Source organism: Plantactinospora solaniradicis (genome assembly GCF_042658085.1).
GTDB classification, from domain to species: Bacteria; Actinomycetota; Actinomycetes; order Mycobacteriales; family Micromonosporaceae; genus Plantactinospora; species Plantactinospora solaniradicis.
Genome location: NZ_JBHSPR010000001.1, coordinates 206,521 through 220,196, shown reverse-complemented (window position 1 = coordinate 220,196; position 13,676 = coordinate 206,521). Strand labels below are relative to the sequence as shown.

15 protein-coding genes are annotated in these 13,676 nt (G+C 71.4%); 10 read left to right on the top strand and 5 right to left on the bottom strand.

The window, feature by feature from the left end; translation table 11 throughout:
- Positions 1 to 48: 48 nt before the first annotated feature.
- Positions 49 to 1,356, bottom strand: a complete 1,308-nt coding sequence (gene aroA, locus ACFP2T_RS01045; protein WP_377416265.1) for a 3-phosphoshikimate 1-carboxyvinyltransferase — start codon at positions 1,354 to 1,356, stop codon at positions 49 to 51.
- A gap of 101 nt (positions 1,357 to 1,457) precedes the next feature.
- Between aroA and ACFP2T_RS01040 the strand changes: the two genes are divergently transcribed.
- From ACFP2T_RS01040 to rsrA, 5 genes are all read left to right on the top strand, one after another.
- Complete coding sequence (locus tag ACFP2T_RS01040) at positions 1,458 to 2,180, top strand: SOS response-associated peptidase (RefSeq protein ID WP_377416263.1); 723 nt, start codon at positions 1,458 to 1,460, stop codon at positions 2,178 to 2,180.
- A 201-nt stretch (positions 2,181 to 2,381) separates the two neighbouring features.
- A complete protein-coding gene (locus ACFP2T_RS01035; protein WP_192767054.1) occupies positions 2,382 to 2,786 on the top strand; it encodes a WhiB family transcriptional regulator in 405 nt (134 codons plus the stop codon).
- A 132-nt stretch (positions 2,787 to 2,918) separates the two neighbouring features.
- Entirely contained in the window at positions 2,919 to 3,533 is a 615-nt protein-coding gene (locus ACFP2T_RS01030; protein WP_377416261.1) for an alpha/beta hydrolase family protein, read from the top strand.
- Positions 3,534 to 3,784: 251 nt separating this feature from the next.
- Positions 3,785 to 4,654: a sigma-70 family RNA polymerase sigma factor gene (locus ACFP2T_RS01025; protein WP_377416259.1), complete on the top strand. Its 870-nt coding sequence runs from the start codon at positions 3,785 to 3,787 to the stop codon at positions 4,652 to 4,654.
- Positions 4,655 to 4,660: 6 nt separating this feature from the next.
- Complete coding sequence (gene rsrA / locus ACFP2T_RS01020; protein WP_377416257.1) at positions 4,661 to 4,945, top strand: mycothiol system anti-sigma-R factor; 285 nt, start codon at positions 4,661 to 4,663, stop codon at positions 4,943 to 4,945.
- Positions 4,946 to 5,087: 142 nt separating this feature from the next.
- Here the strand turns inward: rsrA and ACFP2T_RS01015 are convergent, their stop codons facing one another.
- Positions 5,088 to 5,162 carry a 50S ribosomal protein bL37 gene (locus ACFP2T_RS01015; protein ID WP_369814844.1) on the bottom strand — a complete coding sequence of 25 codons (75 nt, stop codon included), beginning with the start codon at positions 5,160 to 5,162 and terminating at the stop codon, positions 5,088 to 5,090.
- Between the two features lie 205 nt (positions 5,163 to 5,367).
- On the opposite strand from ACFP2T_RS01015, the gene ACFP2T_RS01010 reads away from it, so the two are divergent.
- Together ACFP2T_RS01010 and ACFP2T_RS01005 are read left to right on the top strand one after the other, a co-directional pair.
- On the top strand, positions 5,368 to 5,583 hold the full coding sequence (locus tag ACFP2T_RS01010; RefSeq protein WP_377417812.1) for a biotin/lipoyl-binding carrier protein: 216 nt from the start codon (positions 5,368 to 5,370) through the stop codon (positions 5,581 to 5,583).
- A gap of 23 nt (positions 5,584 to 5,606) precedes the next feature.
- Complete coding sequence (locus ACFP2T_RS01005) at positions 5,607 to 6,143, top strand: GNAT family N-acetyltransferase (RefSeq protein ID WP_377416255.1); 537 nt, start codon at positions 5,607 to 5,609, stop codon at positions 6,141 to 6,143.
- A gap of 15 nt (positions 6,144 to 6,158) precedes the next feature.
- On the opposite strand, the gene ACFP2T_RS01000 is transcribed toward ACFP2T_RS01005, so the two are convergent.
- On the bottom strand, positions 6,159 to 6,761 hold the full coding sequence (locus ACFP2T_RS01000; RefSeq protein WP_377416253.1) for a TetR/AcrR family transcriptional regulator: 603 nt from the start codon (positions 6,759 to 6,761) through the stop codon (positions 6,159 to 6,161).
- A gap of 114 nt (positions 6,762 to 6,875) precedes the next feature.
- Here ACFP2T_RS01000 and ACFP2T_RS00995 point away from each other — a divergent pair, with 114 nt between their 5' ends.
- Positions 6,876 to 8,459, top strand: coding sequence for an MDR family MFS transporter (locus ACFP2T_RS00995; RefSeq protein WP_377416251.1), 1,584 nt, complete (start codon positions 6,876 to 6,878; stop codon positions 8,457 to 8,459).
- A gap of 49 nt (positions 8,460 to 8,508) precedes the next feature.
- Here ACFP2T_RS00995 and ACFP2T_RS00990 read toward each other — a convergent pair whose 3' ends face one another.
- Positions 8,509 to 10,350, bottom strand: coding sequence for a tetratricopeptide repeat protein (locus ACFP2T_RS00990; protein ID WP_377416249.1), 1,842 nt, complete (start codon positions 10,348 to 10,350; stop codon positions 8,509 to 8,511).
- A gap of 191 nt (positions 10,351 to 10,541) precedes the next feature.
- On the opposite strand from ACFP2T_RS00990, the gene ACFP2T_RS00985 reads away from it, so the two are divergent.
- Positions 10,542 to 11,576, top strand: coding sequence for an SIS domain-containing protein (locus tag ACFP2T_RS00985; protein ID WP_377417810.1), 1,035 nt, complete (start codon positions 10,542 to 10,544; stop codon positions 11,574 to 11,576).
- 147 nt (positions 11,577 to 11,723) lie between these two features.
- Complete coding sequence (locus ACFP2T_RS00980; protein ID WP_377416247.1) at positions 11,724 to 13,340, top strand: histidine kinase N-terminal domain-containing protein; 1,617 nt, start codon at positions 11,724 to 11,726, stop codon at positions 13,338 to 13,340.
- Between the two features lie 90 nt (positions 13,341 to 13,430).
- Here the strand turns inward: ACFP2T_RS00980 and ACFP2T_RS00975 are convergent, their stop codons facing one another.
- Entirely contained in the window at positions 13,431 to 13,649 is a 219-nt protein-coding gene (locus ACFP2T_RS00975) for a DUF1737 domain-containing protein (protein ID WP_377416245.1), read from the bottom strand.
- Between the last annotated feature and the right edge of the window lie 27 nt (positions 13,650 to 13,676).

Below are 13,676 nucleotides of genomic sequence, written 5' to 3'. Positions count from 1 at the left end.
GTCTCGTCTCGCGGTGACCGGCCAGCGACGGGACGCCGTCGGTCCCGGCTACTGGCGTCCGCCGCCGGTCACCATCGTTGACCATAGTGCCGGGAACTCCGGCATGGTCTTGGAGGTACACGCCACGTCGCTCAGTTCGATTCCCGGGACGGCCAGTCCGATCACCGCCGCCGCGTGGGCCATCCGGTGGTCGTCGTAGGTCTCGAAGGCCCCACCGCGCAGCGGCCGGGGACGGATCTCCAGCCCGTCGGCCGACTCGGCGACGTCGGCACCGAGCGTGTTGAGCTCCTTGGCCAGCGCGGCCAGGCGGTCGGTCTCGTGATTGCGGATGTGCGCCACACCGCGCAGCCGGGACGGCGAGTCGGCCAGTACGGCGAGCGCGGCGAGCACCGGGGTGAACTCGCTGACGTCGGAGAGGTCGGCGTCCAGCCCGTGGATCACGCCGGTGCCCCGTACGGTCAGTCCCTCGGTGCCGAGCGTCACCTCGCCGCCCATCTGTTGCAGCAGCGTACGAAGCGTGTCGACCGGTTGCAGGCTGCTGCGTGGCCAGCCGAGCAGGGTCACCCCGCCGCCGGTGACCAGCGCGGCGGCGAAGAACGGCACCGCGCCGGAAAGGTCCGGCTCGATGTCCCAGCCGCGTCCGGAGAGCCGGCCCGGCTCCACCGTCCAGACGTTCGGGGTGCTGTCGTCGACCGCGGCGCCGGCGGCCCTGAGCATCTGCACGGTCATCCGGAGATGCGGCGCGGACGGGACCGGTGGCCCCTCGTGCCGGACCACGATGCCGCGTTCGAACCGTGCCGCGCCGAGCAGCAGCCCGGAGACGAACTGGCTGGAGGCCGAGGCGTCGATGACCACCTCGCCGCCGGCCACCTGCCCGGCGCCGTGCACGGTCAGCGGCAGCCGTCCGCCGTCGGCCGCGTCGATCCGCAGGCCGATCGAGCGGAGCGCCTCGACCAGTGGGCCGAGCGGGCGGACCCGGGCGTACGGGTCGCCGTCGAAGGTGACCGGTCCCTCGGCGAGCCCGGCCAGCGGTGGCACGAACCGCATGACGGTGCCGGAGAGCCCGACGTCGACGTGGGCGGGGCCCTGTAGTGGACGGGGCCGGATCAGCCAGCGCTCGTCGTCCACAATGGAGGCGTGGACACCCATCGCGCGCAGCCCGCCGGCCATCAACTCGGTGTCCCGGGCGCGCAGTGGATGGCTGAGCGTCGAGGTGCCGTCGGAGACCGCGCTGACCACCAGGGCCCTGGCCGTCAACGACTTGGACCCGGGCAGGCGCAGCGTCGAACCGACCGGGTCGGTCGCGGTCGGCGCGGTCCAGGGTTGGAGCGGCCGGGTCGCCGTCAGATTCGCCACCGCTACAGTCTGCCCTGTCGGCCGGACCAGGCGCCCCACCGGCCCGGCTCTCCCGCTTCGCGGGACGGCCGAACGGACCGCGAGGCGCTAGCGTGGGCCCCATGTGCGGCAGGTACGCGACGACCCGCAGCGCGGCCGATCTGAGCGCGCTGTTCGAGGCGTACGACGACAGCGGTGACCGGTTGGTGCCCGACTACAACGTGGCTCCCACGGATCCGGTGCCGATCGTCCGGATCTCGGAGCAGGTGGGCGGTTCGGTGCTCTCCGTCGCCCGTTGGGGATTGCTCCCCTCGTGGGCGAAGGACACCCGGGGTGCCGCCCGGATGATCAACGCCAGGGCCGAGACGGTCGCCACCACCCGGGCGTACGCCCAGTCGTTCGCCCGGCGTCGCTGTCTCGTCCCCGCCGACGGCTGGTACGAGTGGGTCCGGCGGGACGGTGCCAAGCAGGCGTACTTCATGACTCCGCGCGACGGGACCGTGCTCGCCTTCGCCGGTCTCTGGTCGGTGTGGCGGGGTGCCGGCGATCCGCTGCTCAGTTGCAGCGTGGTCACCATGGCGGCCCTCGGCGAGTTGGCGCTGGTGCACGACCGGATGCCGCTGGTGCTGCCCCGGCACCGCTGGTCCGACTGGTTGTCCGGCGACGGCGATCCGGCCGAACTCCTCGCCCCGCCGACCGGGGAGACGCTTGCGGCCATCGAGGTTCGACCGGTCGGCAGGAGTGTCGGGGATGTCCGGAACGACGGGCCGGAACTCGTGGCCAGGGTCCCGGCCCCGCCCCTGGAAGCGTTACCAGAAGACCCGGTGTTATCAACGCTGTTCTGACTACGCTGCCGTACATTCGCATGCACCGATTTGCCACTGTTCGAGGTAGATCGTCGCACGGACTTTTCCACACCTTTGCTGGAACCACTTGTCACCCATCGTGTTCGTGCGATAGAACACAGCGCCGGCAGTGGGTGTCGGCTCGCACCGGGCGAGCGGCACTCATCGAAACATTGTCGGTCCCACGGGGGAGGTGGGTGAATGACACGGGCGCGGATGCCACGCCCGCACGAGGTTGCCGCGGCGCGACGAGACCCGAGATTGCTCCGGGCGCTCACTGAGCGGCAGCTGGACGATGCCTGGCGAACCAGAGGGGTGTGCCAGAGCGTGGACCCTGAGACGTTCTTTCCGGCACCGAGCGAACCGGCCGACTCGGCGGTCGCGTTGTGCCGGACATGTGACGTACAGGGGCCGTGCCTGGCCTGGGCGCTGGAGGTGGGTGACTGTCACGGTGTGTGGGGAGCGACCACACCGCGTGAGCGACGGGCGATGTTGGTCGCCTGGCGGGATCAGGTGGAGCGTGATCCGGACGCGGCCGGCGATGCCGGACCCCCGGTCCGGGACCGGCTACTGACCCTGATCCCACTCAGCACGAGTCGTCGCTGAGCACTGAGCACCGGTCGCTGGTCGTCGGCCGTCGACCCACGGGGGTGGGCGTGGGTCGACGACCAGCGGACGCCTTCGACCGGGCCGCCACGATCGGCGATTTCCCGGTCGGACCTGCCATACAGTGGCGCCGTGCACCGCGTGGACCAGATCGACACGCCACGGGGACCGGCTCGGGCGGACGTCGACCTGCCGCACCCCGAACCCGCGACCCTGCTGGTGCTCGGGCACGGCGCGGGCGGTGACGTGGACGCGCCCGACCTGGTCGCGCTCCGGAACGCCGCGCTCACCGCGGGAATCGGGGTGGCCAGGGTCACCCAGCCCTACCGGGTGGCCGGTCGACGGGCGCCGGCACCCGCCGGCCACCTCGACGAGGCCTGGACGGCGGTGGTCGCGGATCTGCTGCGGCGGCATCGCGCGGCCCCGACCCTGGTCGTCGGCGGTCGATCCAGCGGCGCCCGGGTCGCCTGCCGTACCGCCGGCGCGCTGTCGGCGTCCGGTGTCGTCGCGCTGGCCTTTCCGCTGCATCCACCCCGGGCTCCGGAGCGGTCGCGGGCGCCGGAACTGGAGACCGGGTTGCCCACCCTGGTGGTCAACGGCGATCGGGACCCGTTCGGGGTGCCGTCGGCCGGACCGCAGATCCGGGTCGAGGTACGGCCGGGGGAGCGGCACGACCTCCGACGTGACCCGGTGGGCATCGCCGAGGTGGTGGTGGACTGGCTCCGGGAGCGGGGCTGGGCGGCCTGAGGACACCGTGGGACGGCCGTTTCTCCGTACCAGGGTGATCGTTGCTCCTTCTGATGCCGGACACCGCACGGGGTGATGCGAAGCCACCGCGGCGCCCGGTTTCATCCTCCCAGGCCCTTCCTGGTCCCAGCGGTGGCGAGTCGAGCCGGATTGGCCGCGGCCGGGGCCAGGGATGGGCGGTGGTCGGAATGCCTCGCCGGTCGGGCGGGTTACAACTCCCGGAAGCTACTGCGCACGAGGGGGTCTGACCGGTGTCGACCGAGACACGGAGCCTGGAGCACGAGCGTGACGCCGCACGGCGGCTCGACCGACGGCGGAACGGACCGCCCAGCCGATCGCTGGGTGATCGGGCTGCGGTGAGCACCAGCACGGCCCGAACTGAATCGCCGGGTCATGTTTTCCGCGTATCCTCGGCGGGACAGCCGACTAGCGCCGCGGCGGTGGTGAAGGAGGCCGCAGCGCCGGTTCGGTATCGAGGCGAGGGAGACGCGCGGTTGACACGACCGGAGAAAACGGACGAGCGTACGGACGAGCGGCGGGCCCGGTTCGAGCGCGACGCGCTGCCCTTCGTCGACCAGTTGTACGCCGCCGGCCTGCGGATGACCCGCAACCCCGCCGACGCCGAGGATCTGGTCCAGGAAACGTACCTGAAGGCATTCGCCGCGTTCCACCAGTTCGAAGAGGGCACGAACCTCAAGGCGTGGCTCTACCGGATCCTGACCAACACCTACATCAACTCGTACCGCCGTCGGCAGCGGCAGCCTGTCCAGGCGCCCACCGAGGAGATCACCGACTGGCAGCTCGCCGAGGCCGAGTCGCACACCTCCAGCGGGCTGCGGTCCGCGGAGACCGAGGCGCTGGACCGACTGCCGGACAGCGACGTGAAAGAGGCGTTGCAGCAACTCCCGGAGGAGTTCCGGCTCGCGGTCTACCTCACCGACGTCGAGGGGTTTTCCTACAAGGAGGTCGCCGACATCATGGGAACGCCGATCGGCACCGTGATGTCCCGGTTGCACCGTGGCCGGCGGAACCTGCGGAAGCTGCTTGAGCGCTACGCTGCCGAACGGGGCTTTTCGTCCGCCCCGTCGACCAGGTCCGCCGCCGCTGCCCGGGAGGTGTGAGCAAGCATGAGTTGCGGTGAACCACACGAGACCGACTGCCGTGAGGTGCTCACCGAGGTATACCTCTACCTCGACCTCGAGTGCGCCGACGACCGGCGGAACCTGATCCGGGACCATCTCGACGAGTGCTCCCCCTGCCTGCGCGAGTACGGCATCGAGCAGGAGGTCAAGGCTTTGGTCGCGCGGTGCTGCGGCAACGAGACGGCGCCCGCCGACCTCCGCGAGCGGCTGCGTGTCCGCCTTGCCGAGCTGGTCTTCGAGAACGAGTCCCGGGAATATCTGGCCGACTGACGCCCCGGCCGGTCCCGTCCGGTCCTCCGGGCGGTTGGTGGAACGGATCACCGGGCCGGGGCCGGGGCATCCCGACCGCGTCACGCGATCGTCGATGGTCCCCTGCCCCGCCCGGTCCGTCCAGGCTCGGCCCCGCCGATGCTCAGGAGTTGGGGCGCTTGCCGTGGTTGGCGGCGCTCTTCTTGCGTGCCTTCTTCTTACGTGACTTCTTCGCCATGCTCGACCTCCCGTCTTTTCCGGCGAGCGGCGGCGCTCGTGTTCGGTGCGCCGCCCTTGCTGTGCTCGCGCCGGGCAATCCTCCCATGACGGGTCGGCCGGGCCCGCCGAGGCCGAGCGGCCGGATCGGCGCCAAGGACCCGAGGCGGGCCGTCGCATGATTGGATACCGTGTTCGCAGGTATCAGTGATGACGAGGGGGGCCTGATGGCCGAGGAGATCCGCGCCGAGATGGTGGCGAACGTCTGGAAGGTCGTCGCCGCGGCCGGCGACACGGTGGCCGAGGGCGACACGCTGGTGATCCTCGAGTCGATGAAGATGGAGATCCCGGTCATCGCCGAGTCCGACGGGGTGCTCCGGGAACTCGCCGTCAACGAGGGTGACGTCGTGCAGGACGGCGACCTGATCGCCGTCATCGACTGACCGAGTTGAACGCACGAGACGACATGACCAATCTGCTGGTCCGGCGTGCCGAGCCGGCCGACTTCGACGCGATCGCCCGGCTGACCGTTGCCGCGTACCGGGCGGATGGTCAGCTCGCCGGCGAGTCCGAGTACGAGCAGACCCTTCTCGACGTGTCTGCCCGGTCCGACTCGGGTGAGCTGCTGGTGGCCGTCGACGGGACCACCGGCGAGGTGCTCGGTTCCGTGCTGTTCGTGGTGCCGGGCACTCCGTACGCCCAGTTGGCGGGGCCCGGCGAGGCGGAGTTCCGGATGCTGGCCGTGGATCCGGCGGCGCAGGGGCGTGGTGCCGGCGAGGCACTGGTCCGGGCCTGTCTGACCCGTGCCACCGCCCTCGGCTGCCACGGCGTGGTCATCTGCACCCGCAGCTTCTCCGCCCCGGCGCACCGGCTGTACGCGCGGCTCGGCTTCGTCCGTACCCCGGAGCGGGACTGGTCGCCGGATCCGGGGGTGGATCTGCACGCCCTCCGAATCGACCTGGCCGGCGCGCCGACCTCGGTCGTGGAGGCGAGCCGCGGCTGATCCGCTCGGGTACGGCTAACTCCGCAGCGCGGTCTGGGTTCCGTCCTCGGCAGCGGACGCACCGATCCGGTCGAGCATTTCGTACGCGACGTCGAGGGCGAGTTGCTTCCGCTGCTCGACAGTGATCTCCGGCCCGCGCAGCGCGAACATGCTCCCGTGCACCGCGAAGATCGCCAGCGTCGCCCGGAGCTGGCCGGCCGGCGACGGGTCGGCGCGGGAGAGCACCTCGGCCACTCGCAGCAGCCGGTCCTTCATCATCTGTCCGGAGGCCAGGTGCGTGAGCACCGTCCGGTTCTGCTCGAAGAACTGCATCACGCTGTGTCCCGTGTCGCCGAAGAACTCCTCCGAGTACCGCTGGAGTACCGCCCGGCGTCCGGCGGCGTCGACCGGCTGTTGCCCGGCCCATTCGATCAGCCTGTCCAACCGCTCGATCCGGTCCGAGACGAAGCTGTTGACGATGTCGTCCTTGCTCTTGAAGTGGTAGTACAGCGCGGCCTTGGTGACTCCGAGCCGTTCGGCGATCTCTCGCAGGGAGGTCTTCTCGTACCCCTGCTCGGTGAACAGCTCGAGGGCCACGGCCTGGATGCGGGACCGCGTATCGCCTGTGCTGCCGGTCACCCGGACCACCTTTCCTAATCACTTGACGCGAACCAGGCACCAAACTTACCGTACGGCAAGTAAGATAACTAGCCGGCCGGCAAGTAAGTGGGTCGTAACTCAGGGGGAGCTTAGATGAGCGCGACGGCGGAGGCGCCGGTAAGAGTCAACATCAGGGTGGTGCTCGGCGGCCTGATGATCGCGATGATGCTCGCGATGCTCGACAACATGATCGTGAGCACGGCACTGCCGAGGATCGTGGGGGAATTCGGCGGGCTGAACCACTTCACCTGGGTGGTCACCGCGTACGTGCTGGGTACCACGGTTTCCACGCCCATCTGGGGCAAGCTGGGAGACCTGTACGGGCGCAAGGCGGTCTTCCTCACCTCGATCGGGATCTTCCTGTTCGGCTCGGCGCTCTGCGGGATGGCCGGCTCGGCGATGCTCGGCGGCCCCGGCGACGGCATGATGGAGCTGATCGCCTTCCGCGCGGTGCAGGGCCTGGGCGCCGGTGGCCTGATGGTCGGGGTGATGGCCATCATCGGTGACCTGGTGCCGCCCCGGGAGCGGGGCCGCTACCAGGGCATGATCGCCGGCATCATGGCCATCGCCATGGTTGCCGGTCCGCTGGCCGGCGGCTTCATCACCGACCACCTCTCGTGGCGCTGGGCGTTCTACGTCAACCTGCCGCTCGGCGGCGTGGCGCTGATCCTGCTGGCCACCCGGATGCACCTGCCCAAGTACCGCACCGAACACCGGATCGACTGGCTCGGCGCCGCGCTCCTCTCGGTCGGCATCACCGCGATCGTCCTGGTCACCACCTGGGGCGGCAACGAGTACGACTGGGCGTCCGGGCAGATCCTCGGGCTGGCCGTACTCGCCGTGCTGTCGCTGGTGGCGTTCGGACTGGTCGAGCGCCGGGTGTCCGAGCCGATCCTGTCGCTGGGCCTCTTCGCCAACCGCAACTTCGCGGTGATCTCGGCGATCGGCTTCCTGCTCGGGTTCGCGATGTTCGGCGCGATGAACTTCCTGCCGTTGTACCAGCAGACCGTGCAGGGCGCCTCGGCGACCAACAGCGGCCTGCTGCTGCTGCCGCTGATGTTCGGCATGCTGGTGGTGTCGATCGTGGTCGGCCGGACGATCACCAAGACCGGCCGCTACCGTGCCTTCCCCATCATCGGCGGCATCGTGATGACCGTCGGCATGGGACTGCTGATGATGCTCGACGTCAACACCAGCAAGACCGAGTCGTCCCTCTACATGGTGGTCCTCGGCGTCGGCATGGGCTTCCTGATGCAGACCTCGATGTTGATCGCGCAGAACAGCGTGGAGCAGAAGGACCTCGGCGCGGCCAGCGGCGCGGCCACCTTCTTCCGGTCGATCGGCGGCTCGTTCGGTGTTTCGTTGTTCGGTGCGATCTTCGCCAACCGGTTGGCCGACTCGGCGGCCGGCGCGGCGCTGAGCGGCGGCGATGGCGCCGGAGTGGACCCCGCCGCACTACAGGGGTTGCCGACCGAGCAGCGGCTCGCCGTGCTCGGCGGCCTGGCCGACTCGATCAGCGGGGTCTTCCTGTGGGCGGTTCCGTTCGCCCTGGCCATCGCGGTGCTGGCCTGGTTCATCAAGGAGATCCCGCTGCGGGGCGGGCCGGAGACACAGGATCCCGCCGGTACCCCGGAGGAGCAGGCCGAGATCGCGCTGGCCAGCCCGCCGGTGCGCTGACGGCTCAGCCAGGATGGCCGGTGGCGACGCCACCGGCCATCCTGGCGATTCAGCGCCGTCGGGTGAGTCGGCTCCAGATCCGGTTCCACAGTTGCCGGAACCGGCCCGGCCTCCTCACCTGTCCGCCGTTGTCCCGGGCGAGGAGCTGGCGGGCGGCGTCCACCGCGGCCGGCTCGGCCATCGGGGTGGCCAGGACCAGCTGGGCCAGCGACCGCTTGACCGAGACCGGCCGTCGCCCGGCCACCTCGACGGCGTCGACCAGTCGTTCGGCCGCGACCCGGGCCACGTCGGTACGCACCGACGGGTCCACCCAGGCGGCGGTGACCAGGGCGAACAGTGCCGCCTCGGTGATCCAGTCCTCGACGCCCCAGACCAGGTCGAGCAGTACCCGGCGACGGGTCGAGTCCGGCCACGGCTCGTCCGTACGGTGGTGCAGCAGGCCGAGGCAGACCCAGACCTGGACGCAACGCACCCACAGCGTCGGATCGTGCTCGGCCAGGGTGCGGCCCAGTTCGGTCGGCGGCGGAGCCGGCGGGTGCACGAGGAGGCCGAGCAGGTCGTCGAGTTCGACCGTGGCGAGCCCGACCGCCGCGTCGTAGGCGGCCGGCGGATGCGGCCAGGCCGGATGGGCCAGGTGCCGGATCCGTTCCACCGCCGGGGCGGCCGGCTCGGGCAGGGTCGGCACGGCGTCCGTACCGTCGTAGTGCCACAGCCGACGGGTGACGGGCCGACGTGGCTCGCGCAGGTCCGGTTCGGGTGTCCCCTCGACCGCGACGGTCAGGTCGGAGGCCCAGCCGACCAGCGTCCGCATCGCGCTCGGCGGCTCCAACTCGGTCAGCAGCAGCTGTGCGTCGGGCGCCGGCTCCCCGCTGCCGAGCCGTTGCCGCACCGCCACGGCCACCTTCTCGGTGGCCGCCGGAACCCGGCCCAGCCACGGCTGACCGTGGCAGCACTCGGCGAGGTCGCTGTGTTCGTGCGAGTCGTCCGGATGGTCCCGCTGGAAGTCGGCGAGCGCCACGAGATGGTCGAGCGCGCCGTCCCGCCGGTAGCGCAGCCGGTGGCCGGTGTGTACGGCGCAGTCGAAGGACGGATCCCGGGACAGCGCGCGGTCGATCCAGTCCAGGGCCTCGTCGAGCTGGCCGTGGTCGGCGAGCGTGCCGGCGATGTCCGCGTACACGGAGAGGTCCTCCGGGTCGTGCTCGACCGCTCGGCGCAGGGCGGCGAGCGCGTCGTCGGTACGCCCGGCGCTGCGGTAGGCGTAACCCAGCCACACCTCGGAGAGCTTCGACGGCAGCTCCCGGGTTCCCCGGCTGGCCCACTCGACGGCCAGGGTGATCGCGCCGACCCGGCGAGCCAGTGCCGAGGCCGCGCCGAGCAGCAGGCCGTGTCGCGGATGTGCGGCCACCGCGTGCCGGGCCAGCCGCAGGTAGGGCCAGAGGGGTTCCCGGGCGGTCTCCGGTACCGGATCGGGGATGCCGGCGCAGACCTGCATCAGGATCCGGGCGATCCGGTCCGGGTCGAGATGACCGGGCAGCTCCGGCGCGCTGACCCAGGGCACACCGGCCCAGTCGGCGGAGGGGGCGTGCCCGGTCGCGGCGGCCAGCAGCTCCAGCCCGTCACCGGGGCGCCCGGCGGCGGCGAGCAGGTGTGCCCGGGCCACCACCGTGCCGATGAAGGGGTGCTGGTCGAGCGGGAAGAGTTCCACCCCACCGCCGGACCGGGCGGCGAGCTGGGCGAGTGCCTCGTGGACCTCGGGCATCGTGGGCGCGTACGCGATCGCTCCGGCCAGGTGTCCGGCGGCGTGCCGTAGGTCGCCGTCGTCGAGCGCCAGCCGGGCCAGCGCCAGTTCGCCCTCGGCCGACAGCCGGGGGTCGTCCGTTCCCTCGGGCACCGAGTCGACCCTTCGCCGCGCGTGGATTTTCCCCTGGGTTGGGGAGCCTAGGGCATGTGGACGGGGCTTGGTGATCTACTGCGCAAAGCTGATCGTTCAATTGCCCTATCGCTTTGAATCGTGCAACGCTGAGCATGGAACGCGCGAGTTTCGCGCATGAGGAGGTCATCGTGGCGCAATCAGGAGCCGGCATGGCGGCGGACATCGCCGAGCAGCCGGAGGGCTACGCGCGACTGCTGGAACCGGCGTCCCTTGCCGCGATTGCGCAGGTGGCGGCCGTGATCGCCGAACGCCGACCGCGACACGTGGTGTTCACCGCGCGGGGCACCTCGGACCACGCGGCGCTCTACGCCACGTACCTCACCGAGATCCGGCTCGGCCTGCCGGCCGGACTCGCCTCCCCGAGCACGATCACCGTCTTCGGCGCCCGGCCGGACCTGTCCGAGGCGCTGGTCGTCGGGGTCAGCCAGAGCGGCGGCTCACCCGACCTGACCGAGGTGCTCCGAGTGGCCCGGTCGGCCGGGGCGCTGACCCTGGCGGTGACGAACGCGCCCGACTCACCGCTGACCCACGCGGCGGAACTCGCCGTCGACGTGGCCGCCGGGCACGAGCGGGCCGTCGCCGCCACCAAGACGTACACCGCCGAACTGCTCGCCCTGCTGCTGCTGATCGAGGGGATCCGCGCCGGGAACGGCGTACTCCCCGCCGACGAGCGGGCCGCGCTGGAGACGCTGCCGGAGTTGGCCCGGCGTACCCTCGCCGATCCGGTTCCCGGCCAACTGGCTCCCCGCTACCGCTTCGCGGACCGGATGGTCACCACCGGCCGGGGGTACGCCTATCCGACCGCCCGGGAGGCGGCGCTGAAGCTGATGGAGACCTCGTACCTGCCGGCGCTCGCCTTCTCCGGCGCGGACCTGCTGCACGGCCCGCTGGCAATGACCGACCCGGACGTTCCGGTGCTCGCCGTGGTCGGTGCCGGACTCGGCGGCGCGGCCATGCGCGACGTCGTCACCAGGCTCGGCGAGCGCGGCGCCGACCTGGTCGTCGTCGGACCGTCCGAGATCGAGGGCGCCGCCGCACACCTGACGGTCCCGGAGGTCGACGAGCGGTACGCCCCGTTGCTGGACATCCTGCCGGTGCAGCGGCTCGCCCTGGCCCTGTCCCTGACCCGGGGCGAAGACCCCGACGCCCCCCGGGGCCTGAACAAGGTCACCGCCACCCTCTGACCCACCCCCACCCGGCCCTCCACACCCACCCCCCACCCGGCCCTCCACACCCGCCGGACTTTACGGGATCACGGAAAACTCGGGCGTGGGGTGGGGCGTGGGAGGGAGCGGTGCCCACGCCGGTGGTGGTCGTGGCAGGCTTGCCCGGTGTCCACGCTGCGCGATCTCGCTGAGGAGCACACCGGCCTCCGTCCGGTCGACGTCGACCACCTGCACCGGGTCGCCGGCGACTGGCAACTGCTCTCCGACCTGTCCTTCGCGGATCTGCTGCTCTGGGTGCCGGTCAACTCCGGCGACGGCTTCGTCTGCGTCGCCCAGGTACGCCCGACGACCGCGCCGACCGCGTACCAGGACGACCAGGTCGGCCGGATCGTCGGCGGGCCCGAGGTGGCGCACCTGGAGATCGCGTACAGCCAGGGCCGGATCTGGCGGGAGGGCGACCCGGTCTGGTACGGCGACACCCCGGCCCGGCACGAGGCGATCCCGGTACGGCTGCGCGGCGGCGACGGTGAGGCCGGCGAGGTGATCGCCGTGGTGGGCCGGGACACCAACCTCTCCACCGCCCGCACGCCGAGCCAACTCGAACTGAACTACCTCACCACCGCCGACGACCTCGCCCAGATGCTCTCCGACGGCACCTTCCCGCCGGTCCGGCACCCCGGTGAGACGACCACCGCGCCCCGGGTCGGCGACGGCCTGGTCCGGCTCGACGCCAACGGCAAGGTCACCTACGCGAGCCCGAACGCCCAGTCCGCGTACCGCCGGCTCGGCTTCGCGTCGCACCTGGTCGGCGAGGACCTGGCGGCCCTGAACGGGCGGCTCGCCGCCGATCCGCTGGAGGGCACCGAGGCGGCGAACCGGGTCCTGGCCGCGCTGCGCGGCGAGGCGCCGCCCCGGCGGGAGATCGAGGCGCGCGGGGCGACCGTGCTCACCCGGGCCCTGCCGCTGATGCCCGCCGGGGTGCCGATCGGCGCGCTGGTCCTGGTCCGCGACATGACCGAGGTACGTCGTCGGGACCGGGCACTGATCACCAAGGACGCGACGATCCGGGAGATCCACCACCGGGTGAAGAACAACCTGCAGACCGTCGCCGCCCTGTTGCGCCTCCAGGCCCGCCGGGTCGGCATCCCGGCCGCCAAGGCCGCCCTGGAGGAGTCGGTACGCCGGGTCGCCTCGATCGCGCTGGTCCACGAGACCCTCTCGATGTCCAGCGACGAGGCGGTCGAGTTCGACGGCATCGTCGACCGGGTGGCGTCGGCCGCGGCCGAGGTGGCCGCGACCGAGGTGCCGGTACGGATGCGCCGGCAGGGCAGCTTCGGCGTACTGCCGGCCGAGATCGCCACCTCGCTGGTGATCGTGCTGAACGAGTTGCTGCTCAACGCCGTCGAGCATGCCTTCCCGGCGCCCGAACACGCCTTTCCGGCCTCCGACGGGGCCTTGCCGGCGCCCGACGAGGGCGGCACCGCCCCGGAGCCCGCCGAGCCGGCCGAACCGGCCGAGCTGGCTCTGCCGGCCCGGCCGGCTGAGGAGGACGAGTCGGCCGAGGTGGTCGTCTCGGCCCACCGGTTCCGCAAGCAGTTGCATGTCACGGTCGCCGACAACGGCCGTGGCCTGCCGGACGACTTCGACGCCGACCAGGGCAGCCGGCTCGGCCTCCAGATCGTCCGGGCGTTGGCCACCGGCGAACTGCGCGGCACGATCGAGCTACGCAACCGGGCGGCCGGCGGCACCGAGGCACTGCTCGTGGTCCCGTTGGCCCGATAGGGGCGGCGCCCCTTTCCGGGATACGGACAAGAGTCTCCCGTTGGTCGCCATCTCGGCGGGGTACCGCCGCACCGGTTCGGCAGACGGACGTCAGTGCGCACCAACGGGTGGGGCATCGTCGGTCCTGCCCGGCCAGACGAGGGCCTGCGCCACGATGACGCGAGTTCCGTCGAAGGTGACGGTTGGACCGGCGTGCAGGCGAAACCCGAGGTCGAGGGCATCACTGACGCGTCGGCAGAACGTCTCGTCGTCTGGTCCGGTGAGAACCCGGTAGCGAGGCAGTCCTTCGGGTGGTTTGTCGTCGCTCACGCCTGCCAGCGTGACAGATGACCATGC

Excerpts from the sequence above, each read along its gene's own strand:
- ACFP2T_RS00985 (WP_377417810.1), top strand. The coding sequence starts at position 10,542 with ATGGCGGCGGACATCGCCGAGCAGCCGGAGGGCTACGCGCGACTGCTG.
- ACFP2T_RS01035 (WP_192767054.1), top strand. The coding sequence starts at position 2,382 with ATGACACGGGCGCGGATGCCACGCCCGCACGAGGTTGCCGCGGCGCGA.
- rsrA (WP_377416257.1), top strand. The coding sequence starts at position 4,661 with ATGAGTTGCGGTGAACCACACGAGACCGACTGCCGTGAGGTGCTCACC.
- ACFP2T_RS01040 (WP_377416263.1), top strand. The coding sequence starts at position 1,458 with ATGTGCGGCAGGTACGCGACGACCCGCAGCGCGGCCGATCTGAGCGCG.
- ACFP2T_RS01005 (WP_377416255.1), top strand. The coding sequence starts at position 5,607 with ATGACCAATCTGCTGGTCCGGCGTGCCGAGCCGGCCGACTTCGACGCG.
- ACFP2T_RS01010 (WP_377417812.1), top strand. The coding sequence starts at position 5,368 with ATGGCCGAGGAGATCCGCGCCGAGATGGTGGCGAACGTCTGGAAGGTC.
- ACFP2T_RS00995 (WP_377416251.1), top strand. The coding sequence starts at position 6,876 with ATGAGCGCGACGGCGGAGGCGCCGGTAAGAGTCAACATCAGGGTGGTG.